This window comes from Burkholderia contaminans (genome assembly GCF_029633825.1).
In the GTDB taxonomy this organism is placed as follows: Bacteria; Pseudomonadota; Gammaproteobacteria; order Burkholderiales; family Burkholderiaceae; genus Burkholderia; species Burkholderia contaminans.
In genome coordinates, this window is sequence record NZ_CP090641.1 from 2321175 (window position 1) to 2347526 (window position 26352).

Annotated in this window: 20 protein-coding genes; 12 read left to right on the top strand and 8 right to left on the bottom strand. The window is 67.2% G+C overall.

The features are described from left to right. Positions 1 to 43: 43 nt before the first annotated feature. The 6 genes from csgH to LXE91_RS28145 all read right to left on the bottom strand — a co-directional run bounded on the left by csgH (position 44) and on the right by LXE91_RS28145 (position 4530). Positions 44 to 364 carry a curli-like amyloid fiber formation chaperone CsgH gene (csgH, locus tag LXE91_RS28120; RefSeq protein ID WP_039354428.1) on the bottom strand — a complete coding sequence of 107 codons (321 nt, stop codon included), beginning with the start codon at positions 362 to 364 and terminating at the stop codon, positions 44 to 46. A gap of 71 nt (positions 365 to 435) precedes the next feature. After that, positions 436 to 1815, bottom strand: a complete 1380-nt coding sequence (locus tag LXE91_RS28125; protein WP_039354430.1) for a beta strand repeat-containing protein — start codon at positions 1813 to 1815, stop codon at positions 436 to 438. 132 nt (positions 1816 to 1947) lie between these two features. Further along, the gene (locus tag LXE91_RS28130) at positions 1948 to 2490 is read right to left on the bottom strand and encodes a hypothetical protein (RefSeq protein WP_039354432.1); all 543 of its coding nucleotides are present in this window, start codon (positions 2488 to 2490) and stop codon (positions 1948 to 1950) included. 29 nt (positions 2491 to 2519) lie between these two features. Beyond that, entirely contained in the window at positions 2520 to 3458 is a 939-nt protein-coding gene (locus tag LXE91_RS28135) for a CsgG/HfaB family protein (RefSeq protein ID WP_052760172.1), read from the bottom strand. Between the two features lie 23 nt (positions 3459 to 3481). Next, the gene (locus LXE91_RS28140) at positions 3482 to 3904 is read right to left on the bottom strand and encodes a curli assembly protein CsgF (RefSeq protein WP_223274286.1); all 423 of its coding nucleotides are present in this window, start codon (positions 3902 to 3904) and stop codon (positions 3482 to 3484) included. Between the two features lie 47 nt (positions 3905 to 3951). Beyond that, positions 3952 to 4530 (bottom strand): CsgE family curli-type amyloid fiber assembly protein, encoded by a 579-nt coding sequence (locus tag LXE91_RS28145; RefSeq protein ID WP_052760173.1) that lies wholly within the window; start codon positions 4528 to 4530, stop codon positions 3952 to 3954. Between the two features lie 485 nt (positions 4531 to 5015). On the opposite strand from LXE91_RS28145, the gene LXE91_RS28150 reads away from it, so the two are divergent. The 7 genes from LXE91_RS28150 (at position 5016) to LXE91_RS28180 (ending at position 13058) form a co-directional block, all read left to right on the top strand. Further along, a complete protein-coding gene (locus LXE91_RS28150; protein ID WP_039354436.1) occupies positions 5016 to 5735 on the top strand; it encodes an SDR family oxidoreductase in 720 nt (239 codons plus the stop codon). Between the two features lie 213 nt (positions 5736 to 5948). Then, positions 5949 to 7907 carry an arylsulfatase gene (locus LXE91_RS28155; RefSeq protein ID WP_039354437.1) on the top strand — a complete coding sequence of 653 codons (1959 nt, stop codon included), beginning with the start codon at positions 5949 to 5951 and terminating at the stop codon, positions 7905 to 7907. A gap of 16 nt (positions 7908 to 7923) precedes the next feature. Beyond that, a complete protein-coding gene (locus LXE91_RS28160; protein WP_039354440.1) occupies positions 7924 to 8973 on the top strand; it encodes a formylglycine-generating enzyme family protein in 1050 nt (349 codons plus the stop codon). Then, a complete protein-coding gene (locus tag LXE91_RS28165; RefSeq protein WP_039354442.1) occupies positions 8970 to 9788 on the top strand; it encodes a MetQ/NlpA family lipoprotein in 819 nt (272 codons plus the stop codon). Before LXE91_RS28160 ends, LXE91_RS28165 begins: the two co-directional genes overlap by 4 nt. After that, the gene (locus LXE91_RS28170) at positions 9782 to 10768 is read left to right on the top strand and encodes a YkgJ family cysteine cluster protein (RefSeq protein WP_039354444.1); all 987 of its coding nucleotides are present in this window, start codon (positions 9782 to 9784) and stop codon (positions 10766 to 10768) included. Before LXE91_RS28165 ends, LXE91_RS28170 begins: the two co-directional genes overlap by 7 nt. A gap of 65 nt (positions 10769 to 10833) precedes the next feature. After that, positions 10834 to 11160: an antibiotic biosynthesis monooxygenase family protein gene (locus tag LXE91_RS28175; RefSeq protein ID WP_039354446.1), complete on the top strand. Its 327-nt coding sequence runs from the start codon at positions 10834 to 10836 to the stop codon at positions 11158 to 11160. A gap of 197 nt (positions 11161 to 11357) precedes the next feature. Next, positions 11358 to 13058, top strand: a complete 1701-nt coding sequence (locus tag LXE91_RS28180) for a hypothetical protein (protein ID WP_039354448.1) — start codon at positions 11358 to 11360, stop codon at positions 13056 to 13058. A 180-nt stretch (positions 13059 to 13238) separates the two neighbouring features. Here LXE91_RS28180 and LXE91_RS28185 read toward each other — a convergent pair whose 3' ends face one another. Further along, the gene (locus tag LXE91_RS28185; protein ID WP_039354450.1) at positions 13239 to 14171 is read right to left on the bottom strand and encodes a LysR family transcriptional regulator; all 933 of its coding nucleotides are present in this window, start codon (positions 14169 to 14171) and stop codon (positions 13239 to 13241) included. 205 nt (positions 14172 to 14376) lie between these two features. Between LXE91_RS28185 and LXE91_RS28190 the strand changes: the two genes are divergently transcribed. The 4 genes from LXE91_RS28190 (at position 14377) to pdeR (ending at position 22892) form a co-directional block, all read left to right on the top strand. Next, entirely contained in the window at positions 14377 to 15150 is a 774-nt protein-coding gene (locus LXE91_RS28190) for a putative hydro-lyase (RefSeq protein WP_039354452.1), read from the top strand. Positions 15151 to 15280: 130 nt separating this feature from the next. Beyond that, positions 15281 to 16579 (top strand): MFS transporter, encoded by a 1299-nt coding sequence (locus LXE91_RS28195; protein ID WP_039354454.1) that lies wholly within the window; start codon positions 15281 to 15283, stop codon positions 16577 to 16579. A 120-nt stretch (positions 16580 to 16699) separates the two neighbouring features. Further along, positions 16700 to 20344, top strand: coding sequence for a hydantoinase B/oxoprolinase family protein (locus tag LXE91_RS28200; RefSeq protein ID WP_039354704.1), 3645 nt, complete (start codon positions 16700 to 16702; stop codon positions 20342 to 20344). A gap of 544 nt (positions 20345 to 20888) precedes the next feature. Then, positions 20889 to 22892 carry a cyclic di-GMP phosphodiesterase gene (pdeR, locus tag LXE91_RS28205; RefSeq protein ID WP_039354456.1) on the top strand — a complete coding sequence of 668 codons (2004 nt, stop codon included), beginning with the start codon at positions 20889 to 20891 and terminating at the stop codon, positions 22890 to 22892. A 48-nt stretch (positions 22893 to 22940) separates the two neighbouring features. Here pdeR and LXE91_RS28210 read toward each other — a convergent pair whose 3' ends face one another. After that, entirely contained in the window at positions 22941 to 23804 is an 864-nt protein-coding gene (locus LXE91_RS28210; RefSeq protein WP_039354460.1) for a crotonase/enoyl-CoA hydratase family protein, read from the bottom strand. A gap of 478 nt (positions 23805 to 24282) precedes the next feature. On the opposite strand from LXE91_RS28210, the gene LXE91_RS28215 reads away from it, so the two are divergent. Further along, positions 24283 to 26253: an APC family permease gene (locus tag LXE91_RS28215; protein WP_039354462.1), complete on the top strand. Its 1971-nt coding sequence runs from the start codon at positions 24283 to 24285 to the stop codon at positions 26251 to 26253. Positions 26254 to 26352: the final 99 nt, after the last annotated feature.

Here is a 26352-nt window from a genome sequence, read left to right on the forward strand (position 1 = left end):
CGGGGGCGATGTGGCGATCGCGCCGGGCCCGCGCCGCACCGGCTCAATTGGCGGCCCGATGCGGATTGCAGTCCACCGAATATTCCGCGTGCTCGCCATTGACGCGCAGTACCAGCGTCGCCTGGCAGATGTCGCTCGAATCGACGCTCAGCCGCAGCGTCGCGAGCGGCCGATCCTCGCCGCCGGCGAGTCGCGATTCGCCGGAGCGTGTCAGCGAGGCCGAGCCGGCGCCGCCGGTCTTGGTGATGCGCAGGCTGTACGACACGTCGACCGGCGCGGCCGCCCGCACGTGCGGCACGATGTTCACGCCGCCGGCACTGGCGGCGATGTCGAAATAGGCGTTGAGATCGTGAATGCCAACCATGATCGTCCCCTGTCGAATGAAAAAAAGGCCGAACGGGCAACCGTCCGGCCTTTTCGTTACACCGGCGGTGCTCAGTGCTGCTTGATCGATGCGGTGTTGTTGTAGCCGATCTGGTTGATGCTCGCGTAGTTCGCGTTGCCTTGCTGGACCAGCGTGGCGTTGTTGCTGTAGCCGATCTGCGTCACGAAGCCCTGGTTGCCCGTGCCGGACACCTGCGATGCGTTGATGATGTTGAAGCCGCCGACTTGCGTGAGGCTCAGCGCGTCATCCGCACCCGTCTGCGATGCATTGGCGTAGTTGCCGATGTCACCCGACTGGCTCACCGTGGCCGACGAGCCCGACGTTGCCGATTGCGTCACGATCGCCTGGTTGTCCGCCGAAGCCTGCGTAATGGACGCCGTCGAACCCGCCGAGTTGCTTTGCGAGATCGACGCCGTGTTGAACGCGGCGGATTGCGAGATCGACGCGTTGTTGCCGTAGCCGAACTGCTGCGAGATCGACGCGTTGTTCAGGACGGCCGTCTGGCTGATCGTCGCGTTGTCGCCGAACTCGAACGCCTGGGTGACCGATGCGTTGTTGCCGTCCGCCGTCTGCGTGATCGACGTCGTGTTGCCGGCCGCGACGAACTGGTGCACCGTCGCGTTGTTGCCGATCACTCCGCCCGATTGCGAAATCGTCGTCGTGTTGGCGCCGCCGAACGACGAATTCACGGTGGCGGTTTCGGTGCCGCTCTGGGTCGTCGTGACCTGGTCGCCGCCTTCGAAGAGCTGCGTCACGCTGGCGTTGGTCACGCCGCCCGTTTGCGTGATCGACGTCGTGTTGGCCGTGGCCGACGTCGTCTGGACGGTCGCGGTACCGTTGTTGCCGGTCTGCGTGATGCCGATGGTGTTGCCGTTCGAATCCGCTTGCGTGACCGTTGCGTTGTTGAACGATGCGCTCTGGCTCGCCGTGCCCTGGTTGATCGTCACGACGTTCCCGCCGCCGCCTTGCTGCGAGATCGACGCGCTGTCGATGGCGCTGTACTGGTTGATGGTGTTGACGTCGTTTTTCGCACCGAGCCCCGTGTTGGCCGAGATCGTCTGCGTGATGCTCGCCGAGAAGTCGCCGCCGCCGAACTGGTTCACGTAGTTCTGCTCGTTCGACGTGCCCGTCTGCGTCACGTTCACGCTCGAATACGGCTGCGCCCACCCGGAGTATTGCTGGATCACGGTCGTATCGCCGCTGCCGCTCTGGGTCGTCACGTTGGCGACGAACCCGTAGCGGGGATCGTTGCCGGACGCCGATTGGGTAATCGCCACCGAATCCCCGCTCGTCGCGGTCTGTTCGACGGTTGCTGCGTTGAAGCCGCCGTATTGCTGGACGTTCACCGTGTTGTTCGACGAATCGGCCTGTGCGGCAGCCGATGCGAGCATCAGCACTGCGATTGCGATTGCAGACTTGGTCACCTTCATTTCTTGCTCCTGATTCGAAAGAAAATTCGCCGGAAAAGTCGATCTTTTGCCGGCACCCCCGCCAATTGAGGACGCTCTCACGTCCCACACGTCACACCACTTGAAGCCAAGCACTTGCACACTGCATAACCGTTACCGCGTCAGCACCGTGGCGTGCGCACCGTTGCCGCTCTGGATCACCTGGATGCCGGTGTTCGATCCGCCCTGCACGATGTTCACCGCGTTGTTGCTGCCGTTCTGCGTGACGCGCGCCGACAGCGACGTGCCGACCTGCGTCGACTCGACCGAGTTGCCGACGCCGTTCTGTTGCACCTGCAACGTGTTGCCGTTGCCGCGCTGCGTCGCATTCAACGTATTGCCGACGCCGACCTGCGACGCCGCGATCCAGTTCTGCGCACCGGTCTGCCGCGCGACGATCGCGTTGCCGTCGCCGGCCTGCCAGACCAGCGCACCGTTGTGGCCCGCCTGGTCGAGCGACGTGGCATTGCCGATACCGGCCTGCCGGACCGCGACGATGTTGCCGCTGTAGTCGAACGCCGGTTCGGGCGGGCCGAGATCGTTGAGCGGCACGGGTGCTGCCGCCGCAGCCTGCATCGTTGCCGCTGCCCACACGGTTGCGAGCACCCGCCGCGCCGCGCGGGCGCGCCCGTTCCGGTCACGCTGTCGATTCATCATGTTTTCTCCGCTGGCCGGCCTGCTGCCGGTTAATGAGTGGACGCGCCCTGGCGATCGATCTTCTGCGGGTCGTACGCGGTGTTCGCGTCCTCCATGTCCTGCGCGTATTTCCGGTCTTCCTGCAGATACCGCTGCATCGTCGGGTCGTACCAGTCCTGGTCGTTCTTCAGCGCCCAGGTCTGGTTCGCGACCCCCTGGACGATCAGGTGCGTGAGCGCCGATTCGATCGCTTCGTTCACGCAGATCTGCGCGGGTTCGTTGCGCGTCAGCCCGGCTTCCGCCTGCAGCAGGTCCTTGAAGCCGACGAAGCGATAGATGCCCGTGTCGACCTGATAGGAGTAGACGGTCTTGGTCGTCGACACGCTGTTGAGCACCTGGCCCGTGCGGATGTCGATCGCGCGCAGGTTGACGGTGACCTGGTCGATCCGGTATTGCGTCGACCCGCTGATCCCGAGGTAAGCGACGCCGGCCCCGCCGGTCCGGACGTTCGTGTCGTAGCCGACGATGCCGCCCTCGAGCACGATGTTCGCGGGCATCAGCGGCGCCATCGCATCGTTCTGCGCCTTCTTCGCATCCGCGCCGTCGGTGGCGCGCATGATCTTGCGTTCGGTCAGCAGGTCCTGCAGGTTCTCGCGTTCCACCGGCGTGAACCAGCCGGAGTCGCGCATCGCCTTGACGAGGAACGACGCGCCGCCCTGCGTGACCTGCGACGAGAACGAGCTGTCCGGCGATGCCTTGTACTGCCCCGTCAGGTCGCGAAAGCCGTACACGGCCGCGACGATCTTGCCCTTCGGCGGCGGCAGGTGCGTGAGGTCGCGCGTGGTGCGCGTCGGCGGCGTCAGCGTCGCGTTGCTCAATGCCGGCATCGGCCGCGTGACGCAGCCGGCCAGCGACAGCAGCAACACCGCGCCCATGGCGACCCGTGTCATCCCCGTGTTGAAGCGTGTGCGTTCAGCATTGTTTTTCATGATTCGCTCAGTCGTTTTTTGATTTATTGGCCGTTGCTGACGATGAACGTCGAGGTCGCACCCGTCGTCTTGTCGGTGGTCGTCACCTGCAGGTTGCCGTTGCCGGCCGCACTCACGACGATCGTGAAATTGCCCGTGCTGATCGTCCCCGGCTTGAGCTCGCCGTTGGTACCGACGATCGAGTTCGTCACCGAGCCGGCAACGCGCGACAGGATCGCCTGCTGCAGCTGCGCATTGAACTGGTCGAGCGACGACGTGGACGTCGGCGACGAAAAGGCCGACAGCGACGGATCGGTGTGCTTGTTCTGCGCGTTGGCCTCGTTGAGCAGGTTGGGGCCGTTTGCCGGGTTGCCGCCGAAGTTCGGGTTGTTCGGCTGATAAACCAGCGTCGACGACCACGCATAAGGCGACACCGCGGTCATCGCGACCAGGGCGATCAAGCTCAATCTGATTCGATTCATTTTCTCCCACCCCTGTTTTTTTGATTAATCGACTAAATCTCGTCTTTGGCCAGATCCGAATCGGGAAACAGCAAATTCGACAGATCGTCCTGAATGACGGTTTGAAAGGAGATACCGGCGGCGCTTTCGGCCACGGCTTTGACGTTTGCCCGCGCAATCGGCAGGAAGGTCTGGAATACGCGCTTTTGCTGGAACTCGACCCAGATCAGGCTGCCGTAACGCCCGGACGGGCGTTCGTGAATGGCGACCATGTAGCGCTCGCTCAGCGGGATTTCCGACCACGTTTGCGAGAAGTAGGTATAGAAATCGCGGCCGGCGAGCGTCACGGCATCGGTCGTGACCGTGCCGCCCAGCTGGTCTTCCGGAAGGGCATGGCGGGCGTCGGCCCGGGCACCGGCCGGCGCGGCGCCGGTGGCCGGCCTCGCCGCGGCCGGGCCCGCGCCGGGCGCGGGCTTCGGTGCTTCGAGCACGCGTTCGGCGTTCAGCAGCGTCGAGGGCGGCGCAATCGGACCGCCGTTCGCCGCAGCGGAAGGCGGCGCGTCGACGGTATCCTGGGCCTGCGCGCGTGCCGTCGCGAATAGCGACAGGCACGTCACGGCCGCCCAGGCCAATCGCCTGCTTGCGCTCGAAACCATTTCCCCGACCCCCGGATCAACTTTTACGAAATATGGCGCCGCCCGTTTTTCGGGTTATTCGTTCCTGGTCGAACGCGGCACATGGTGGGGGGAGTGAGCAAGAGGCATGCCTGCCGTTGTTTTAAACGGTTTACTTTTTTAAGTCGTAATTCGTCTAATTTTTCGGATGCATATTTCCGTCACGTAAAACGTTTGCGAGTTGGATATTCATTAACAGTCTTTCTTTTATAAATAGAGCATTACAATTTAATCAGACGATATTTTCGGAAAATCGTGATTTGGAAATTCCTGGCGATGCTGATGCGGAGAAAACGTAACGTGTTGCTACGGGTTCGCTCGTAACGACACGACGTAACGTCCCGTTACGCACGTAGAATCGTCCGACGAAAGCGCGGGTTCCGGGCTTGTGCGCCGGCAACCTCTCTCCACGCTACTCACGTGAACGGACTTCGGGAGCACACATGTCATCTCGCACCTATCTCGTCACCGGCGCATCGCGCGGCATCGGCCTCGCGATCAGCACGTTGCTCGCACGGCGCGGCCATCGCGTCATCGGCCTTGCGCGTCACGCGCAGGGCATCGACTTCCCCGGCGAGTTGCGCGCATGCGATCTCGCCGACCTCGAACAGACGGCGGCCGTTCTTGCACGCATCAGCGAGCAGCACGATGTCGACGGCATCGTGAACAACGCGGGCATCGTGTTGCCGCAACCGCTCGGGCAGATCGATTTCCAGTCGCTGCAGACCGTGTTCGATCTCAACGTGCGGGCCGCTGTCCAGGTGACGCAACACTTTGCGGAGGCGATGAAGGCACGCGGCCACGGGCGCATCGTCAACATCTGCAGCCGCGCGATTTTCGGCAGCCTCGATCGCACCGCGTATTCCGCCGCGAAGAGCGCGCTCGTCGGCTGCACGCACACGTGGGCGCTCGAACTCGCCGAACATGGCGTGACCGTCAACGCGGTGGCGCCGGGTCCGATCGAGACGGAACTGTTCCGGCAGACGCGGCCCGTCGGCAGCGAAGCCGAACGCAAGGTGCTCGCGACGATTCCCGCACGCCGGCTCGGCACGCCCGACGACGTGGCCGCGGCGATTGCATTCTTCCTGTCGGACGAGGCCGGCTTCGTCACCGGGCAGGTGCTGGCCGTGGACGGCGGCGGCAGTCTCGGCGGGCGTAGTTGACGCCAACGCCGACGCATCGGGCGCCATGGGCGCGGCGCCCGGCGGCGGCGCGTTTCGGCGCGCATCGCGGGCGCGCACATGTGTGCGCGCTGATGCCCGGTATTCTGCTTGCGCGCATATTCCGCCACCCCGTTAGCATGTGACGAATCGGACTTTGGGTGCCGCGCACGCGACGCTAAGATCGCCGATCCCGTAGATCGAGCGTTCAGAACAATGAAAAAGTCAGCGTCGCCGTTACATGCCTTTCGTTTCCGTGTCGTCTGCGCCGCGATTGCCGGCGCGATGTCGCTCGCATCGTGCGGCGGCGTCGACAGCGATACGCCGTCGCCGCCGACGAACACCACGCCGCCGCTGGCCGCGAAACGCCCGAACATCCTGTACATCATGGCCGACGATCTCGGCTATTCCGACATCCATGCATTCGGCGGCGAGATCAACACGCCGAACCTCGACGCGCTCGTCGCGTCGGGCCGCATCCTGTCGAACCATCACACGGGCACCGTCTGTGCGATCACGCGCGCGATGCTGGTGTCCGGCACCGACCACCATCTCGTCGGCGAAGGCACGATGGGCGTACCGACTGACGAGCGGCGCGGGCTGCCCGGCTACGAGGGCTACCTGAACGACCGTGCATTGTCGTTCGCACAACTATTGAAGGACGCCGGCTACCACACGTACATCGCGGGCAAGTGGCACATCGGCTCGGGGATCGTCGGCAGCGCGACGGGCAGCGGGCAGACGCCCGACCAGTGGGGCTTCGAGCGCAGCTACGTACTGCTCGGCGGCGCGGCGACGAACCACTTCGCGCACGAGCCGGCCGGCTCGTCGAACTACACGGAAGACGGCCGCTACGTGCAGCCTGGCCAGCCCGGGCAGCCGGGCGGCACGGGCGGCAGCCCGGCCGTGTTCTATTCGACCGATTTCTATACGCAGAAGCTGATCTCGTACATCGATGCGAACAAGCAGGACGGCAAGCCGTTCTTCGCGTACGCGGCCTACACGTCGCCGCACTGGCCGCTGCAGGTGCCCGATCCGTGGCTGCACAAGTACGCGGGCGTGTACGACGCCGGCTACGACGCGATCCGCAACGCGCGGATCGCGCGGCAGAAGGCGCTCGGCCTGATCCCCGCCGATTTCAAGCCGTTCGACGGCTTGCCTGAAACCACGGCCGCGTCGCCCGCGACCGCGAACAACGGCGCGGCCGGCGCGAAATACATCAGCGCGGTGCACACGGCCGCGGACGGCTACAGCGACTACGGCCCCGGCAAGGTCGACAAGCTGTGGTCGAGCCTGTCGCCGGCCGAGCGCAAGGCTCAGGCGCGCTACATGGAGATCTATGCGGGGATGGTCGAGAACCTCGACTACAACATCGGCCTGCTGATCCAGCACCTGAAGGACATCGGCGAATACGACAACACGTTCATCATGTTCCAGTCGGACAACGGCGCGGAAGGCTGGCCGATCGATTCAGGCGCCGACCCGACGGCGACCGATACCGCGAACGGGCAGGACCCGATCTATTCGACGCTCGGCACCGACAACGGCAAGCAGAACGCGCAGCGCCTGCAGTACGGGTTGCGCTGGGCCGAAGTGAGCGCGTCGCCGTTCCGGCTCACGAAGGGCTATTCGGCCGAAGGCGGCGTATCGACGCCGACGATCGTGCGCTTGCCGGGCCAGACGCAGCAGCTGCCGACGCTGCGCGCCTTCACGCACGTGACCGACAACACGGCGACGTTCCTCGCGGTCGCGGGCGTCACGCCGCCGTCGCAGCCGGCGCCGCCGCTCGTCAACACGCTGACGGGCGTCGACCAGAACAAGGGCAAGGTGATTTACAACAACCGCTACGTGTATCCGGTCACGGGCCAGTCGCTGCTGCCGGTGCTGACGGGCACGGCGACGGGCGAGGTGCATACCGCGCCGTTCGGCGACGAAGCGTACGGCCGCGCGTACCTGCGCAGCGCCGACGGCCGCTGGAAGGCGTTGTGGACCGAGCCGCCGCTCGGGCCGCTCGACGGCCACTGGCAGCTGTACGACCTCGCGGCGGATCGCGGCGAGACGACCGACGTGTCCGCGCAGAACCCGTCGGTGATCAGCACGCTCGTCGACCAGTGGAAGACCTACATGAGCAACGTCGGCGGTGTCGAGCCGCTGCGTCCGCGCGGCTACTACTGAACCCGGGAGCGACACGATGCGGGTCCGGTTCTGGACGATCGGCGCGGCGCTGGCCGCCACGCTGTTCGCCGCCGCGTTCGCGGCCGGCTATGCGAACCCCGTCGCACCGGCGGGCGGCGCGTTCGACGACGCGAATCGCGGCCGCGCGCTCGCGCCGCTCGGCTCGGAGCAACAGTGCGCGCGCTATTCGGGGCTGCCGGCCGGATGGCGCGACGACCCGAAGGCCGGGATGGTGCACCTGCGCGGCGGCGCGTTCGTGTTCGGCAGCACGCGCGGCTACGCGGACGAACGCCCGGCCGGCGACGGCCGCACGCGTGTCGGCGGGTTCTGGATCGACCAGACCGACGTGACGATCGCGCAGTTCGCCGCGTTCGTGCAGGCGACCGGCTACGTGACCGAGGCCGAGCAGCAGGATGGGGCGGCCGTGTTTCATGTGCCGACGCGCGACGAGATGAACGCGCGCGACCTGGCATGGTGGTCGTGGGTGAAGGGCGCCTCGTGGCGTCATCCGCGCGGGCCGGGCAGCCATGTCGACGGGCTCGGCAACCTGCCCGTCACGCTCGTCACGCAGCGCGATGCGCTCGCGTATGCGCGCTGGCTCGGCCGCGACTTGCCGACCGAAGCCGAGTGGGAATACGCGGGCAAGGCCGGCCGCGACGACGCATCGCTCGACGCGGCGCCGCGCGATGCGCGGGGCAAGCCGGCCGCGAACTACTGGCAGGGCGTGTTCCCGGTGCTCGACACGGCCGAGGACGGCCATGCGGGGCTCGCGCCGGTCGGCTGCTATGCGGCGAACGGGTTCCGGCTCTACGACATGATCGGCAATGCATGGGAATGGACCAAGGACGCGTACACGGGCCCGCACCAGTCGCATACGAACGGCGACACGGCGGCCGTCGCGCCGCCGACGCGCCGGCACGATACGCCGATGGTCATCAAGGGCGGCTCGTTCCTGTGCTCGCGAGACTACTGCGTGCGCTATCGCGCGTCGTCGCGCGAACAGCAGGAAGCCGATCTCGGCGCGTCGCACATCGGGTTTCGCACGATTCTGAGGGATGCGTCATGAAGCGCGTCGTGGTTTGCGTGGGCGCGTGGCTGATGGCGGCGTGCGCGGTCGTTCATTCGGGTTTGACCGTGGCCGCCGAATCGACCGCACCGGCCGCACCGGCGGTGCGTGTCGGCGTGACGCGCGGCGTGCATGCGCAGATCCTGGACGAAGTGAAGCGGGTCGCCGCATCGCGAGGATTCGGCATCGACGTCGTCGAATTCGACGATGCATCGCGCATCGACGCGGCGCTGGCCGACGGCCGCATCGACGCTGCCAGCTTCGAGGATGCACATCAGCTTGCCGCGACGCGCGCGCAGAAACGCTACGCGCTGACCGAAGTCGCGCCGACCGTCACGCTGCCGATGGCGCTCTACTCGCGCAAACTGAAGAACCTGAACGAACTGCAGCCCGGTGCGACGGTCGCGATTCCCGCCGATCCGCGCGGGATGGCACGCGCGCTCGTGCTGCTGCAGAACGACACGCTGGTGACGCTGCGCGAGCGGGCCGGCCTGCATGCAACGCTGCGCGACGTGACCGGCAACCGGCTCGGGCTGAAGCTCGTCGCGCTGCGGCGCGATCGTCTTCATGCCGCGCTCGACACGGCCGCGTTCGTCGCGATCGACAGCGACGATGCCGCGCGCGTCGGGCTGCAACCCGCACGCGACAGCATCAGCATCGAGGATGCGCGCTCGCCGTATGCGAACGTGCTGACGGTGCGCGATGCCGATCGCACGAAGCCGTGGGTCGCGCAACTCGTCGCCGCGTATCACTCGGACGATGTCGCGCGCTTCATCCTCACGCGCTACCAGGATTCGGTGCGGCGGCCGTGGTAGATACCTGGCTGCTCGCGTGCAACGCTTGCGGACGCTGCTGCAACAGCGCACCGACGCTGTCGTTGCGCGAACTGTTCCGGCATCGGCATCGCTTCGTCGGTGCGCTGACGATCGGCCGCGTGCCGAAGCGGCGAACGGGTGAGCGCTGGCGCGCGGGCGGCCGCGAGTACGCGCTCGACGCGGAAGACGTCGCGGCTTCCGATGCGCTGTCGGCGCGGTTGTTTCATCGCACCGGCGGTGCGGGGAGCGAATGGATCGCGCTGACGCTGCAGGGCTACGACTATCCGTCGCTCGGCCGTTGCGCGGCGCTGGCCGACGACGGGCGCTGCAGCGTGCATGCGGACAAGCCGTCGATCTGCAGCGCAGTGCCGCTCGATCCGATGCTGCCCGACCGCTTGCAGTCGCGCGTGCTGGCCGCGCGGCGCGACGATGCGGGATGGCTCGGCGCGAACTGCATCGTCGAAGCAGGGGCACCACACGCTGCCGTCGAGTCCTCATTTCCCATTCCGCTGGTGGCGGCCGGGCAGGTCGCGGACCGCGCGGCGCTCGACGCACATCGCGATGCGCTGGTATTCGAGCGCGCGGTGTGGCGGGATGCCGTGTTCGCCTCGTTGACCGATGGCGGGCAGGACGTGCGCCACGCACTGTCGCGGCTTGCGCCCGCCGGCTACCTGACCGTGTCGATCGTGCCGGTGCTGCTGGCCGTCGCACAGGTGTCCGCGTATTGCCGTACAAGCTGCATCGAGTTCATCGACGCGCAACTCGCGTTGATCGGTATGAACATTGAAACGGCACTCACGCGCCGGCATGCCGACGACCGGCCCGCGACACGCGAGTTGCGCGGTTTCGCGCAGGCGCTCGAACGGGCACGGCACGCACTGGCGGCGATGCCGGCGCCCGCGGCCGGCATTCGTGAGGACGCAGCGCGCATCGACGCGTGGCTCGCCGACCGGCCCGACGTCGATACGCTCGCCGCGTGACGACGGCGGCCTGCCGTACCTGCCTTACAATCGGCGCTCTCTCAATCGCTTTCGATGGAGCGGGCATGTACGCGTCGACCTTCATTTTCCGGGCCGGGCAATACGACGACGAATTCCACCGGCTCGACCGGCAGATCGCCGACATGGCGCGCGCAACGCCCGGCTACCTGGGCGAGGAGACGTGGGAGAACGCCGAATCGGGGCTGATCCAGAACGTCTATTACTGGGAATCGGAGGCGGCGCTGCAGCAACTGATGCAGCACCCGGCGCATCTCGAGGCAAAGACGAAACAGGCGCGCTGGCTGGACGGCTATCGGGTCGTGATTTCGAAAGTGTTGCGCGAGTATGGCGACGGCAAGCTCACGCAGCCGCATGCGGGCCAATCCGCCTGAATGGCTGTCTGATCCATTTCTTTCGCATTACGGATCAATAACAAGGCGCTGCACCGGGAAACCCGCATGCGTACGCGGGTTTCCGCGACATCGCGTGCAATCAATTCTTCATCAAGCATGGCTAAGGTGGCTGGGCTTCACGTCGTCAGTCCGTCCACCAACAACGTCCTCACTCGATGTCGTACGGAGCCTTGTCCATGCCGAATTTCGCCTTGTCCGCGAAGCGCCGCCGCGCGCTGCGCGATCGTGCCGTTCCCGTCTTCGCACTCACGCTGATCGCCGCGAGCATCGGCGCACACGCTGCCCCGCATGACAACGACGGTGACAGCCGTTTTGCGCCGGGTTTCGTGCCGGGTTTCCTGGTCCTCAGCCGCAGCGTGTACGACAACGTGTCGGGCAACGTCCAGCCCGGCGCGATCCTGCCGCCGAACTGCGCGAAGACCACCGGCGGTTGCGGCGCGGCATCCGGCGCGCCGAACGACGGCACCTATCCGTACGTGTGGAACAACGACCGCTACGACGGCAGCTTCGGCATCACGTCGCGCATCTTCCTCGACCAGATCACGCCGGCCGGCGGTGTCGTCAGCACGCTCGAAGTGCCGAACAGCCTGCAGAAGGGCTTCGCGCACGACCAGATGGTGACGAGCTTCAGCTCGAAGTCGGAGCTCGGCCTGCACCTGTCGCTCGACGGCAGCTACCTGACGTTCATGGGCTACGTCGCGCCGGTTAACGCGATCGACGTGTCGAACTCGAACACGCCGCTCGCGGTCGATACGACGAACCCGGACGGGCAGAACGTCTATCGCGCGATCGCGCGCGTCGATCGCCACGGGCACTTCCGCTTCACCGAGACGAATGCGTACAGCGGCAACAACGGCCGCGCGGCGATCCTGAACGATCGCGACGGCCGCGAGATCTACTACACGTCGGGCAACGCCGGCAACGGCGCGAACCCACAGCCGGACAACGTGATTCTCGGCGCGGGCGCGCAGCTCATCGACGGTGCGAAGCATCATGAAGCGCAGCAGGATCCGGGCGTGCCGACGCCGCTCGCGAGCTTCTCGGTCACGGAACTCGGCGCGAAGGCCGACAAGATCGGCAAGGACGACAACTTCCGCGGCATCGCGGTGCACGACAACGTCGTGTACTACACGAAGGGCAGCGGCGGCAACGGCGTGAACACCGTGTACTTCGTCGATACGACCGGCACCGCGTGCCCGTCGGGCGTCGGCGTGCCGTCGCCGAAGGCCGTGCTGCCGACGGCGCCGCTCGCGTACAACGCGGCCACGCTGCAGACGGCCGGCCTGCCGAGCAACATGTGCGTGCTGGCCGGCTTCCCGAGCACGCCGAACAAGACCGCGACGACGCTCTCCTATCCGTTCGGGATCTGGTTCGCCGACGCGAACACGCTGTATGTCGCGGACGAAGGCGACGGTTACACGGGCGGTGCGGACCTGTACACGCATGCTGCCGCGCAGAAGACGGCGGGGCTGCAGAAGTGGGTTTACGACGCGGGTGCGAAGCAGTGGAAGCTCGCGTACACGCTGCAGAACGGGTTGAACCTCGGCCAGCCGTATTCGGTCGCCGGTTATCCGGCGGGCAACAATTCGGCGACGGGCCTGCCGTGGGCACCGGCGACGGCCGGCCTGCGCAACCTGACGGGCCGCGTCGAGCGCGACGGCACGGTGACGATCTGGGCGATTACGTCGACCGTCAGCGGCAACGGCGACGTCGGTGCGGATCCGAACCGGCTGGTTGCGGTGCGTGACGTGTTGAAGAACACGAGCGCGACGACGGCGGCGCATGAGCAATTCACGGTGCTGCGGACTGCGAAGTTTGCGGAAGTGCTGCGGGGGATCGAGTTCGCGCCGGGGACGGATACGGGGCGGTGGCACTAAAGAAGATGAGCGCCCGGCTGGCTGATGCCGGGTGACACAGGCACGGCCACGCGTTTCCGTGGCCGTGCCTTTCAACGTGGTGGTGACACGCACGCGTCGCCGGCGATGGTGGGCGATGTACGCGGCGATGTCGAATGCGTGCCGGATGCCAGGCCTCGCCCCCCGCCGGCCCACACCGCATCACAGCGCCTCAACCAGCAACCGCTTGCTCTTCTCGCAATACTCGTGACAAGCCGCCCGCGCCGCGATCGATGCGCCGTGCACGAACCGCGGCGCATCGGCCCGCCGCGACATCGACACGACGATCGACGGCGGCGACGGCTGCAGCGGCAACTCCACGACTTCACCGCTTTCGATCAACGCATCGACGAACAGCACCGGAATCGCCGCCACGCCAAACCCGTCGCGCACGAGCTGCACGATCACCGAGATCGACGGCGACCCGGTGATGCGCGTGTCCGACAGCGGCACGCCGTGCGCATGCGCGAGCGTGCGGACGATGTCCTCCAGCGCACGATGCGGCGCCGTACCGCGCCCGTAGGTGAGAATCGGCTGCCGCAGCACCTGCCTGGCGAGCCCTGCGCGCGTGTTCGGCAACAGCCCCGCGCGCGCGATCCAGCGCACCGGGTAGTTCGCGAGCGCATCGCACACGACCGACGCTTCGTCGCTGCCTTCCACGCGGATGATCAGGTCGAGTTCGCCGGCCATCAGCCGGCGCTGCAGCACGACGCTGACGTCGACGGTCAGGTCGATCTCGAGCTGCGGATAGTCGGCCGCCAGCCGCCGCATATAGTGCGGCAGCCAGCTGTGCACGACGGTCTCGATCACGCCGAGCCGCAGCTTGCCGCGCAGCGCGCTCTCGCCGGATGCCGCGGCTTGCAGCTCCTGGGTCGCCTCGACCACGGCCTTCGCATAGCCGAGCAGGTATTCGCCGTTCGGCGTGAGCCGGAATTCGCGGCCGTCGCGGTCGACGAGTACCGTCTGCAGTTCGTCCTCGAGCGCCTTCAGGCGCTGCGAGATCGCGGCCGGCGTCGCATGCAGCGCGGCGGCCGTCGTGCGGAAATTGCGCAGCTTCGCGAGCGTGACGAAGGTTTCGAGAAAACGCGTGTTCATGGCGGTCGGACGGAGGGTGAGCGCGCACTTTGCCGGTGAGGAAAAGTGAACGGAGCCGGGGAAAACCCCGAGATCCGTTAAGAAATTCTATACACGAAGCGCAGAAAAACTCGTTGGCGACAAAATTTTTTCTTTTCTATTCTTCGCCGTATCCGATGACACGGCACCGTCATCCCGACGACATACCGATCTGCGACACGACCTCATGACGCCTTCCGAATTCCGCCAGTCCGTGCGCCACGGCGCGTTCCGCGGCCCGACCGCCGGCCACTGCGGCCCGTACGCGCAAGCGAACCTCGCGATCCTGCCCGAGGCGGTCGCGCACGATTTCCTGCGCTTCTGCCAGGCGAACCCGAAAGCCTGCCCGCTGCTGGGCGTCGGCGAACCGGGCGCGTTCCGGGTCGATGCGCTCGGCGAGGATCTCGACATCCGCACCGACGTGCCGAGCTACAACGTGTACCGCGACGGCCGCCTGACCGAAAGCGTCGAGTCGCTCGAAGCGCTGTGGCGCGACGATTTCGTCGTATTCGCGATCGGCTGCTCGTTCTCGTTCGAGGACATGCTGGCCCGCGAAGGAATCGGCCTGCGCCACGTCGAGGAGGGGCGCAACGTGCCGATGTACCGCACGTCGATTCCGAATCGCCGTGCGGGGATCTTCGGCGGCCAGCTCGTCGTGTCGATGCGGCCGATGCGCGGCGCCGACGCGATCCGCGCGGTGCAGATCACGAGCCGGTTTCCGGGCGTGCACGGCGCGCCGATCCATCTCGGCGATCCGCGCGAGCTGGGCATCGCCGACCTGAACGCCCCCGAATTCGGCGACGCGGTGACGATCCGCGACGGCGAGCTGCCGGTGTTCTGGGCGTGCGGCGTGACGCCGCAAACCGCGCTGATGGACGCGAAGCTGCCGATCGCGATCGCGCACACGCCCGGCCACATGCTGATGACCGACATCACGAACGCGTCGCTGGCCGTGTTCTGACGCGCGGCGACGACACGCACGACACACACGCACGACACACACGCACGACACACACGCACGACACACACGCACGACACCCCCCCGCACGCACGATCGCCATTTGACGGCGCACAACGACAGGAGCACCACCATGGAAAGCAAGACCCTCGCGGCGAACACCGCGGAGCCCGCGAGCCCCGAGAGCGGCGGCCTGTTCTCGTGGTACGGGGACGCGCAGCCGCGCGAGCGCCGCGCGTTCTGGAGCTGCAAGGTCGGCTACATGCTCGACGGGATGGACACGCAGATGCTGTCGTTCGTGATCCCGACGCTCGTCGCGACCTGGGGCATTTCGCTCGCGGATGCGGGCTTCATCGGCACGATCACGCTGCTCGCGTCGGCGGCCGGCGGCTGGATCGCCGGCATCCTGTCCGACCGGATCGGCCGCGTGCGCACGCTGCAGCTCACCGTGCTGTGGTTTGCCGTGTTCACCGCGCTGTGCGGGCTCGCGCAGAACTACCACCAGCTGCTCGCGGCGCGCGCGCTGATGGGCTTCGGCTTCGGCGGCGAATGGACGGCCGGTGCGGTGCTGATCGGCGAGGTGATCCGTGCGCGCGACCGCGGCAAGGCGGTCGGCCTCGTGCAGTCGGGCTGGGCGATCGGCTGGGGGCTCTGCGCGCTGCTGTATGCGCTGCTGTTCTCGGTGCTGCCGGCCGATGAGGCGTGGCGCGCGCTGTTCCTCGTCGGCCTCGCGCCCGCGCTGCTGGTCGTCGCGATTCGCCGCTACGTGAAGGAGCCGGACGTCTACGAGAAGGAGAAGGCCGCGCAGGCGAAAGTGGCCGATGCGCCGCGCCTCACCGAGATCTTCGCGCCGAAGCTGATCACGACGACGCTGCGCGCGGCGCTGCTGACGACGGGCGCGCAGGGCGGCTACTACGCGATCACGACGTGGCTGCCGACCTTCCTGAAGACCGAGCGGCACCTCACGGTGATGGGCACCGGCGGCTATCTCGCGATGATCATCTTCGGCTCGTGGGTCGGCTACCTGACGAGCGCGTACCTGACTGACCGCCTGGGCCGCAAGCCGAACTTCATCCTGTTCGCGGTCGGCTCGATGGTGATCGCGTTCGCGTACACGTCGCTGCACCTGACCAACGCGTCGATGCTGTGGCTCGGCTTCCCGCTCGGTTTCTTCGCGTCGGGCATCTTCTCGGGGATGGGCGCGTTCCTCACCGAGCTGTTCCCGACCCGTGTGCGCGGCTCCGGCCAGGGCTTCTGCTACAACGTGGGCCGCGCGATCGGTGCGCTGTTCCCGTTCCTGATCGGCGCGCTGTCCAAACAATACGGGCTCGGCACGAGCATCGGCATCTTCGCGGTCGCCGCGTACGGCGTGGTGATCGTCGCCGCGCTGACGCTGCCCGAGACCCGCGGCCGCGAACTCGACGCCGCGTAAGCGGCAAGGGCGGCCGGCCCTTCGTTTTCATTCCCCTTGATCGACTCCGTGACACGGCGCGCGCCGCGCGCCGTGCGGCGGCGCTCGTCCCTCGATTCCACGACGCATCGACCCGACATCATGACTGACCGACACCTTTCCCCCGTTCCCTCCGACGCCGCGCGCTGGCAATTCTGGATCGACCGCGGCGGCACGTTCACCGACATCGTCGCGCGCCGGCCCGACGGCACGCTCGTCACGCACAAGCTGCTGTCGGAGAACCCGGAGCAATACCGCGACGCGGCCGTGGCCGGCATCCGCCACCTGCTCGGCCTCGCGGCCGGCGAGCCGATCACGCCCGAGCGCGTCGACATGGTGAAGATGGGCACGACGGTCGCGACCAACGCGCTGCTCGAACGCAAGGGCGAACGCACCGCGCTCGCGACGACGCGCGGCTTTCGCGACGTGCTGCGCATCGCGTACCAGAACCGGCCGCGCCTGTTCGACCTCGACATCGTGCTGCCCGATGCGCTGTACGAGACCGTCGTCGAGATCGACGAGCGCGTCGGCGCGCACGGCGAGGTGGTCGTGCCGCTCGACGTTCAGGGTGCCGAAGCGTCGTTGCGCCGCGTGTTCGACTCGGGCGTGCGTGCGCTCGCGATCGTGCTGATCCACGGCTATCGCTACACCGCACACGAACGCATGCTGGCCGAACTCGCGCGCCGGATCGGCTTCACGCAGGTGTCGGTGTCGCACGAGGTGTCGCCGCTGATGAAGATGGTGTCGCGTGGCGATACGACCGTGGTCGATGCGTACCTGTCGCCGATCCTGCGCCGCTATGTCGAGCAGGTCGCGCACGAGATGCCCGGCGTGAACCTGCAGTTCATGCAGAGCAGCGGCGGGCTGACGCGCGCCGATGCGTTCCAGGGCAAGGACGCGATCCTGTCGGGCCCGGCCGGCGGCATCGTCGGGATGGTGCGCGCCGCGCAGGCGGCCGGCTTCGAGCGCGTGATCGGCTTCGACATGGGCGGCACGTCGACCGACGTGTCGCACTACCACGGCGAGTTCGAGCGCGTGTTCGAGACGCAGGTGGCCGGCGTGCGGATGCGTGCGCCGATGATGAGCATCCATACGGTGGCCGCGGGCGGCGGCTCGGTGCTCGGCTTCGACGGCGCGCGGCTGCGCGTCGGGCCCGAGTCGGCCGGCGCGAACCCGGGGCCGGCCGCCTACCGGCGTGGCGGCCCGCTGACGGTGACCGACTGCAACGTGATGCTCGGCAAGATCCAGCCCGATCATTTCCCGCGCGTGTTCGGCCCGCACGCGGACGAACCGCTCGACCGCGACGGCGTGGTCGCGAAGTTCGCGGCGCTCGCCGACGAGATCCACGCGGCCACCGGGCGGCGCGAGACGCCCGAGGCGCTCGCCGAAGGCTTCCTGGAAATCGCGATCGGCAGCATGGCGAACGCGATCAAGAAGATTTCCGTGCAGCGCGGCCACGACGTGTCGCGCTACGTGCTGACGACGTTCGGCGGCGCGGGCGGCCAGCACGCGTGCGGCGTGGCCGATGCGCTCGGCATGACGCAGGTGTTCGCGCATCCGCTGGCGGGCGTGCTGTCGGCATACGGGATGGGCCTCGCCGACCAGACCGCGATGCGCGAGCGCGCGGTCGAGGCCGTGTTGTCCGACGATTCATTGCCGGTGCTGAATGCCGCGCTCGACCGGCTGGCCGACGAGGCCGCCGGCGCGCTGCTCGAACAGGGCGTGCCGCCGGAGCGGATCGCGACCGAGCGGCGCGTGCACCTGCGCTACCAGGGCACCGATTCGACGCTCGACGTGCCGGCCGGCAGCGTCGAGGCGATGCAGCAGGCGTTCGAAGCCGCCTACCGGCAGCGCTACGCGTTCCTGATGCCGGGCACGCCGCTCGTCGCCGAACTCGCGTCGGTCGAGGCGATCGGCCGCTCCGACGCGCCGGTGGAGATTGCACCGCTCGCGCCGCGCAACGAGGGCGACGAGGCCGCGCTGCGCGCCCATTCCGCGGTGCGCTTCTACTCCGGCGGCCGATGGCACGACGCGGCGCTCTACGTGCGCGACACGCTGCTGGCCGGCGACGCGATCGACGGCCCGGCGATCGTCGCGGAGCAGAACGGCACGACCGTCGTCGAGCCCGGCTGGCGTGCGCAGATGACCGCGCAGGGCAACCTCGTGCTGACGCGCACCACGCCGCTGCCGACGCGCCGCTCGCTCGGCACGGACGCCGACCCGGTGCGGCTCGAGATCTTCAACAACCTGTTCATGTCGATCGCCGAGCAGATGGGGCTGCGGCTGCAGAACACCGCGTACTCGGTGAACATCAAGGAGCGGCTCGACTTCTCGTGTGCGATCTTCGACGGCGACGGCAACCTGATCGCGAACGCGCCGCACATGCCCGTGCACCTCGGCTCGATGGGCGAGAGCATCCGCACGGTGATCGAGCGCAACCGCGGCCGCATGCGCGACGGCGACGTGTTCATGCTGAACGACCCGTATCACGGCGGCACGCACCTGCCGGACGTGACGGTCATCACGCCGGTGTTCGCGGACGGTTCGGACGCGCCGCTGTTCTACGTCGGCTCGCGCGGCCACCACGCGGACATCGGCGGCACGACGCCGGGCTCGATGCCGCCCGATTCGACCCACATCGACGAGGAGGGCGTGCTGATCGACAACTGGCAGCTCGTGTCGGCCGGCACGCTGCGCGATGCGCAAACCCGCGCGCTGCTCGCGTCGGGCCGCTACCCGGCGCGCAACGTCGAGCAGAACATGGCCGACCTGCGCGCGCAGGTCGCCGCGAACCAGAAGGGCGTCGACGAGCTGCGCCGGATGGTCGCGCAGTTCGGCCGCGACGTCGTGCTCGCGTTCATGGGGCACGTGCAGGACAACGCGGAAGAAGCCGTGCGGCGCGTGATCGGCGCGCTGCAGGACGGCGCGTACCGCTATCCGCTCGACAACGGCGCGGAGATCCGCGTCGCGATTCGCGTCGACCGCGCGGCGCGGCGCGCGGAAATCGATTTCACGGGCACGTCCGCGCAGCTCGACAACAACTTCAACGCGCCGAAGGCCGTCTGCATGGCCGCCGTGCTGTACGTGTTCCGCACGCTGGTCGGCGACGACATCCCGCTGAACGCCGGCTGCCTGAAGCCGCTCACGGTGATCGTGCCCGCGCGCTCGATGCTGAACCCCGAGTATCCGGCGGCGGTCGTGTCGGGCAACGTCGAGACGTCGTCGGCCATCACCAATGCGCTGTACGGCGCGCTCGGCTGCGTCGCGTCGAGCCAGGGAACGATGAATAACTTCACATTCGGCAACGATCAGTACCAGTACTACGAGACGATCGCGGGCGGCAGCGGTGCCGGCGACGGTTTCGCCGGCGTCGGCGCGGTGCAGACGCACATGACGAACTCGCGGCTCACCGATCCGGAGGTGCTCGAATGGCGCTACCCGGTGCGGCTCGATTCGCACCGGATCCGCGCCGGGTCGGGCGGCGGCGGGCGCTGGCGCGGCGGCGACGGTGCGGTGCGGCGGATCCGCTTCCTGGCGCCGATGACCGCGTCGATCCTGTCTAACAACCGGATTCATGCGCCGTTCGGTGCGGCGGGCGGCGAGGCCGGCGCGCTCGGCCGCAACACGATCGAGCGCGCGGACGGCACGGTCGAGGCGCTCGACCATATCGGCCGCGCGCAGATGGCGCCGGGCGATGTCTTCGTCGTCGAAACGCCGGGCGGCGGCGGATACGGCGCGGCGGGCTGAGCCGTGCCGCCGGTGCGCGAACGACATTGCAACGGACTGTGGAATAAATCCGCGCATTAACGCACAAAAGGAATCAAAATCGACGAAAAATCGGGTCGCCGAACGGCGATCCGACCCTGTCGACGCGGTCGCGTCACCGCACGCTCGCTGACCGCTGGAACCAGCCGCAAACGCCCGCCTGGCGGGGCGCTCAGCCCATTCGCCGAACCCGTTGCGCAGCGCCGCAACTCCGATTGATCCGGCTGCCCATCATGAAAAGTCCGGCTTGCCAATCGAGTCCCAATTCCTTGACACTCTGCTCTAAATGTGAGTGCCAATCCTGATCGTCATTTGATAAGATTGGTCTCATCATTCGTTAGGCAGCACCTGCGCGCATGACGCGCGAACGCCGGGTCGCATTAGCGGGAAACAAGTACGGGACGAGGCCCATCATCACGGCAATCACGGCCGCCTTTCCGGGCGCGCATCACGCGCGGCCCGGCAGGGCGGTCGGCCGGCTCGCCTCCGTCTACACTGTGCGTTTTTTCTGGATCGGGGCGTCTCCATGGATGACGAAAACGATAGCGCGGTGCTCGAGGCGCACGTCGGTACGCGCAGCCCCTGCTGGCGTCTCGGCAGCGACAGCAATGCACTCGAACTGGCGGCCGTTCGCGGCCTGACCAACGTCGCCGTCGCGCTGACGGGCGAACAGGCCGAGCGCATCCGCGCGCTGACCGGTGTCACGTCGCACCTCGTGCTCGACATCACGCTGTTCGGCGAGCCGGTTCGCCTCCATCTCGTCGGCCGCAAGGTCGACACGACCAACTGGGCCGGCACGGCGTCCGCCTATTCCGATGCCGAATCCGTCGCGTGCGATCTCGCGCACGGGCTCGCGTTCGCCGAGCAGGTCGTGTCCGAAGTGAATTCGCTCGTCGTGATCCTCGATCGCAACGGGATGGTGCAGCGCTTCAACCGCCTGTGCGAGGAAGTGACGGGCAAGCGCGAGGTCGACGTGATCGGCCGCAGCGCGTTCGAGCTGTTCATGAGCCCGGAGCAGGGCGCGCAGTCGCGCAGCAACATCACGGGCTTTTTCGCGAGCAACCATTCGTTCGCGGTCGAGCGCTACATCAACACGGTCAACGGGCCGCGCCTGTTCCAGTTCCGCAACAAGTTCGTGCAGAGCGGCAGCGGCGTCGACGAGCAGTTCCTGATCTGCTCGGGCATCGACATCACCGAGGAGCGCAGCGCGCAGCAGCGGCTCATCGAACTCGCGAACACCGACGTGCTGACCGGCCTGCCGAACCGCCACGCGATCAGCGAGCGCATCCACGCGGCGATCGCCGCCGAGACCGCCGCGACGCGCGGGCAGGTCGGCATCCTGTTCCTCGATCTCGACAACTTCAAGCGCGTCAACGATCACTACGGGCACATCACCGGCGACCGGCTGCTGCAGGACGTGTCGGCGATCATCAGCGGCTGCCTGCCGTCCGGCGCGACGCTCGCGCGGCTCGGCGGCGACGAATTCCTCGTGCTGTTCGAGCACGGCACGCGGCCGCTGCTCGAAGCGACCGCGCAGATCATTCTCGAACGGCTGCGCACGCCGATCCATCTCGGGCTGATGGAGGTCTACACGAGCTGCTCGATCGGCATCGCGATGCATCCGCAGCACGGCGACTCGCTCGAGACGCTGATCCGCAGCGCGGATACCGCGATGTACGTCGCGAAGGAAGAGGGCAAGCATACGTACCGCGTGTTCTCGTTGGAGATGAACCAGAAGGTCGCGAAGTACATGTGGCTCGACACGAACCTGCGCAAGGCGCTCGAAGACGAGCAGTTCGTGCTGCACTACCAGCCGGTCGTCGATATCGCGACCGGCGACGTGCACGGCGTCGAGGCGCTGATCCGCTGGCAGTCGCCCGATCGCGGGCTCGTCGCGCCGGTCGAGTTCATCCGGTTCGCGGAGGAGTCGGGCCTGATCGCGCCGCTCGGGCGCTGGGTGATGCGTACCGCGGCCGCGCAGGCCGCTGCGTGGAAGGCGAAGGGGCTCGGCATCCGGATCGCGGTGAACGTGTCCGCGCGGCAATTGCAGGACATGAACATCGTGCACCAGATGGCGTCGATCCTCGACGCCGCGGGGCTCAAGCCCGGCCTGCTCGACATCGAGCTGACCGAGAGCTGCTTCATCGAGGACGAGGATGCGGCCAACGGGCTGATGCGGCAGTTCCGCCAGCTCGGCGCGCAGATCCATCTCGACGATTTCGGCACCGGCTATTCGTCGCTGTCGCAGTTGTCGCGCCTGCCGCTCGATGCGATCAAGCTCGACCGCAGCTTCATCACGGGCATCGACCGCAATCCGCGCTCGCAGGCGCTGGTGCGCTCGGTCGTGTCGCTCGCGAAGGCGCTGAATTTCGCGGTGGTCGCCGAAGGCGTCGAAACGCGTGCGGAAGCCGAATTCCTCAAGCAGCTCGACGTCGATCACGCGCAGGGCTACTACTACGCGCGCCCGATGCCGGCCCAGGCATTCGAGGCATGGCTCGCGGAGACGAGAAAGCTCAGGCTGATCGCCTGAGCTTCGTTCACGAACGGGCGCCGCCGGCGAGCGGCGGCGCCCGTCGCATTACACCGTGCGCAGCTTCGACACGCGCCGGTTCTGCAGCATCACGAGGCGTTCCATGTACGCGAGATCCTTCGGCTCGATCGTGAACGCCGCATGCACCCACGCTTCCGTGATGTCCATCAGCTCGGAGCGCGTCAGCTGGAACACCCGCTCGCGCGCACGCAGCATCGCACGCACGCCGTTCAGCTTCGGCTTCGTCACGTCGATGAAGGTGCGTGTCGCGAGATACGCGTCACCCGCGTCGAACGTCTGGTCGACCAGCCCGCGATCCTCGTACCACTCGGAGGCGTGCGCTTCGCCCGTCGAGATCAGTTGCTCCGCAACGCCCCGATCGGCCTTGCGCGCGACGAGCGAATAGCCGCCCATGCCCGGGAACAGGTTGAACGCGATCTCGGGAAACCCGAGCTTCACGCCCTTCTGCGCGAGCACGTAGTGATGCGCGAGCGCGGCCTCGAAACCACCGCCGAGCGCGCTGCCCTCGACCATCGCGATCGAGATCGCCCCGGTGCCGAAGCCCGTGTAGATCTCGTACACGCCGTCGATGCACGAGCGCGCATAGGCCATCAGCAGGTCACGCTTGCCGCTGCGGATCGCGTCGACGAAAAAGCTCAGGTCGCCGCCGACGTTGAACAGCTCGGGGACGAGCGAGCCCGTCACCCAGAAGTCGAACGGCAGGCCCGAATCGCGTGCGACGCGCGCGAGATGGATGATGTCGGTAACGAGTTGCTGGTTGAAGCACGGCCGCGGCTCCGATCGCAGCATCATCCACATGACATTACGTCCCTCTTCATAAAAGGCAGTCAGTTGCGTGAGTTCGCCGGCTTCATAAAACGGGCGGCACGCGGGATGGGATTGGAGTTGCATGGTATGTCCTCGTGAGATGTGGTTTTCGAAGACCGTCGCGCCCGGTGCCGAGCGGGAGGCGAGTGTCCCGCAAGGCGCCGGGCGCGAGGCACCGCCATTGTTGCGCGCGCACAAAAGTCGAATTGCGAGGAACCACGCACGACCGGGACGCGGGTGGCGGCCGCATCGGTGCGCGCGGGAAAGGTGGCGGCGCGCGGGGCGGGGCCGGTATCGGGAGAAGGTGGGCGGCGCGTCGGACGGGGCCGCCACGCGTGTGACGGCGGCCGGAAAGGTAGCCGGGCAGGTTCGCCGTGTTGCGCGAATGCGTGTAAACGGCCGATCCGGCGCGTGGCCGCCGGCGGCGTCCGCTTACATGCTGAAAGCGCTGCCGGGCCGCCGTGCGGCCCCTATGGAAGATGCGGACTGGCGCTGCGCCCGTGCGTCGATTAGCTTTAAAGGATCACGCAGCGCGTGCCATCGGGCGCGCCGGGAGGGGACCATGACCACGTTCCAGAAAGTGTGGCAGTTGCTCGTCGGAAAGCCGCTCGACCCGCTCGATCCGCGCACGCGGCATGCGATCGCCGTGACGCCGCTGCTCGCCTGGGTCGGGCTCGGCGCCGACGGGCTGTCGTCGTCGTGCTACGGCCCGGAAGAAGCGTTTCTCGCGCTCGGCCAGCACCATGCGCTCGCGCTGTTCCTCGCACTCGCGACGGCGGCGACCGTGTTCATCATCGCGCTCGGCTACAACCAGGTGATCGAGCTGTTCCCGACGGGCGGCGGCGGGTACCGCGTCGCGACGTCTCTGCTCGGCTCGAAGCCGGGGCTGGTATCCGGCGCCGCGCTGCTGGTCGACTACGTGCTGACCGTCGCGACGTCGCTCGCGAGCGGCGTCGACGCGTTCTTCAGCCTGCTGCCGGTGAGCGCGCAGGCGTTCAAGCTCACGACCGAGATCGTGCTGATCCTGCTGATGACGGGGCTCAATTTCCGCGGGATGCGCGAATCGATCATGGTGCTGCTGCCGATCTTCATCGGCTTCGTGGTCCTGCACTTCGCGCTGATCGTGTATGGCGTCGCCGTGCACGGCAGCAGCCTCGCGATGGTGGTGCCCGACGCCGTGCACGAAGCGCACGGCATGTCGCAGTCGCTCGGCCTGTTCGTGCTGCTCGCGCTGCTGATGCGCGCGTTCTCGCTCGGCGGCGGCACCTACACGGGCCTCGAGGCCGTGTCGAACAACGTGAACATGCTCGCCGACCCGCGCGTGCCGAACGGCAAGGTGACGATGTGGTACATGTCGACGTCGCTCGCGTTCACGGCCGGCGGCATCATCCTGCTGTACATGCTGTGGCATGCGCGGCCCGTCGAAGGCCAGACGCTCAACGCGGTGGTGTTCGGCAGCGTGATCGATCATCTCGGGCTCGGCTCGGCATTCGCGCGCCACGCATTGCTCGCGGCCGTGCTCGCGTTCGAGGCCGGGCTGCTGATGGTCGGCGCGCAGACGGGCTTCCTCGACGGCCCGGCCGTGCTGTCGAACATGGCGTCCGATTCATGGGTGCCGCGCCATTTCCGCGACCTGTCGGGGCGCCTCGTGCGGCAGAACGGCATCATCGTCGTCGGGCTGTCGAGCCTGCTGATCCTCCTGTGGACGCACGGCAGCGTCGACGTGCTCGTCGTGCTGTACAGCATCAACGTGTTCCTCACGTTCAGCCTGTCGCTGCTCGGGCTGTGCACGTACTGGTGGCGTCATCGCAGCCAGCAGGGCTGGGCCAAGCACTTCTTCCTGTCGGCGCTCGGGCTGAGCGTGACGGCGACCGTGCTCGTCATCACGCTGATCGAGAAGTTCACGGCGGGCGGCTGGCTCACGGTGCTCGTGACGAGCGCGGTGATCGCGCTGTGCTTCATGATCAACCGGCACTACGCCTATACGCGTGCGCAGCTCGCGAAGGAAGACGCGCTGTTCTCGGGGAAGGCCCCCGAAGTCGACGAGGCGAGCGCGCCGGGCAAGCCCGACCCGTCGCAGCCGACGGCCGTGCTGCTGGTCGGCAAGCATCGCGGCGCGAGCATGCACGCGCTGCTGTGGGTCAACCGGCTGTTTCCCGGGCACTTTCGCAACGTGATCTTCCTCGCGGTCGGCGAAGTCGACGCGAAGGCGTACGACGGTCACGAGCATCTCGAACGGCTGCGCCACGCGATCACCGAATCGCTCGACTACTATGTCGCGCACTGCCGCCGCAACGGCATCGCGGCCGATTACCGGATCGCGTTCGGCACGAATCCCGTCGTCGAATTCATGAACCTTGCTTCGTCGACGCTCGACGAATACCCGAACGCCGTGTGCTTCGCGAGCAAGCTGATCTTCCGGCGCGTGAATTTCCTCACGGCCTGGCTGCACAACCAGACGCCCGTCGAGCTGCAGGCGCGGCTGCACGTCGAGGGCAAGCAGATGGTGCTGCTGCCGATGAACGTCGGCTAGCGGCGGGCGAAACGGCTCACCCGGCTGATGAAAACGATCGCGGCAAGCGCACGGGCGACTGCAAATGACGCGCTGACACGGGCGAGCCCATCGTGCCGG

What these genes read in the sequence shown, in the direction of transcription:
- csgH (WP_039354428.1), bottom strand. Translation starts at nt 364, where the DNA reads ATGGTTGGCATTCACGATCTCAACGCCTATTTCGACATCGCCGCCAGT.
- LXE91_RS28125 (WP_039354430.1), bottom strand. Translation starts at nt 1,815, where the DNA reads ATGAAGGTGACCAAGTCTGCAATCGCAATCGCAGTGCTGATGCTCGCA.
- LXE91_RS28130 (WP_039354432.1), bottom strand. Translation starts at nt 2,490, where the DNA reads ATGATGAATCGACAGCGTGACCGGAACGGGCGCGCCCGCGCGGCGCGG.
- LXE91_RS28135 (WP_052760172.1), bottom strand. Translation starts at nt 3,458, where the DNA reads ATGAAAAACAATGCTGAACGCACACGCTTCAACACGGGGATGACACGG.
- LXE91_RS28150 (WP_039354436.1), top strand. Translation starts at nt 5,016, where the DNA reads ATGTCATCTCGCACCTATCTCGTCACCGGCGCATCGCGCGGCATCGGC.
- LXE91_RS28155 (WP_039354437.1), top strand. Translation starts at nt 5,949, where the DNA reads ATGAAAAAGTCAGCGTCGCCGTTACATGCCTTTCGTTTCCGTGTCGTC.
- LXE91_RS28160 (WP_039354440.1), top strand. Translation starts at nt 7,924, where the DNA reads ATGCGGGTCCGGTTCTGGACGATCGGCGCGGCGCTGGCCGCCACGCTG.
- LXE91_RS28165 (WP_039354442.1), top strand. Translation starts at nt 8,970, where the DNA reads ATGAAGCGCGTCGTGGTTTGCGTGGGCGCGTGGCTGATGGCGGCGTGC.
- LXE91_RS28175 (WP_039354446.1), top strand. Translation starts at nt 10,834, where the DNA reads ATGTACGCGTCGACCTTCATTTTCCGGGCCGGGCAATACGACGACGAA.
- LXE91_RS28180 (WP_039354448.1), top strand. Translation starts at nt 11,358, where the DNA reads ATGCCGAATTTCGCCTTGTCCGCGAAGCGCCGCCGCGCGCTGCGCGAT.
- LXE91_RS28185 (WP_039354450.1), bottom strand. Translation starts at nt 14,171, where the DNA reads ATGAACACGCGTTTTCTCGAAACCTTCGTCACGCTCGCGAAGCTGCGC.
- LXE91_RS28190 (WP_039354452.1), top strand. Translation starts at nt 14,377, where the DNA reads ATGACGCCTTCCGAATTCCGCCAGTCCGTGCGCCACGGCGCGTTCCGC.
- LXE91_RS28195 (WP_039354454.1), top strand. Translation starts at nt 15,281, where the DNA reads ATGGAAAGCAAGACCCTCGCGGCGAACACCGCGGAGCCCGCGAGCCCC.
- LXE91_RS28200 (WP_039354704.1), top strand. Translation starts at nt 16,700, where the DNA reads ATGACTGACCGACACCTTTCCCCCGTTCCCTCCGACGCCGCGCGCTGG.
- pdeR (WP_039354456.1), top strand. Translation starts at nt 20,889, where the DNA reads ATGGATGACGAAAACGATAGCGCGGTGCTCGAGGCGCACGTCGGTACG.
- LXE91_RS28210 (WP_039354460.1), bottom strand. Translation starts at nt 23,804, where the DNA reads ATGCAACTCCAATCCCATCCCGCGTGCCGCCCGTTTTATGAAGCCGGC.
- LXE91_RS28215 (WP_039354462.1), top strand. Translation starts at nt 24,283, where the DNA reads ATGACCACGTTCCAGAAAGTGTGGCAGTTGCTCGTCGGAAAGCCGCTC.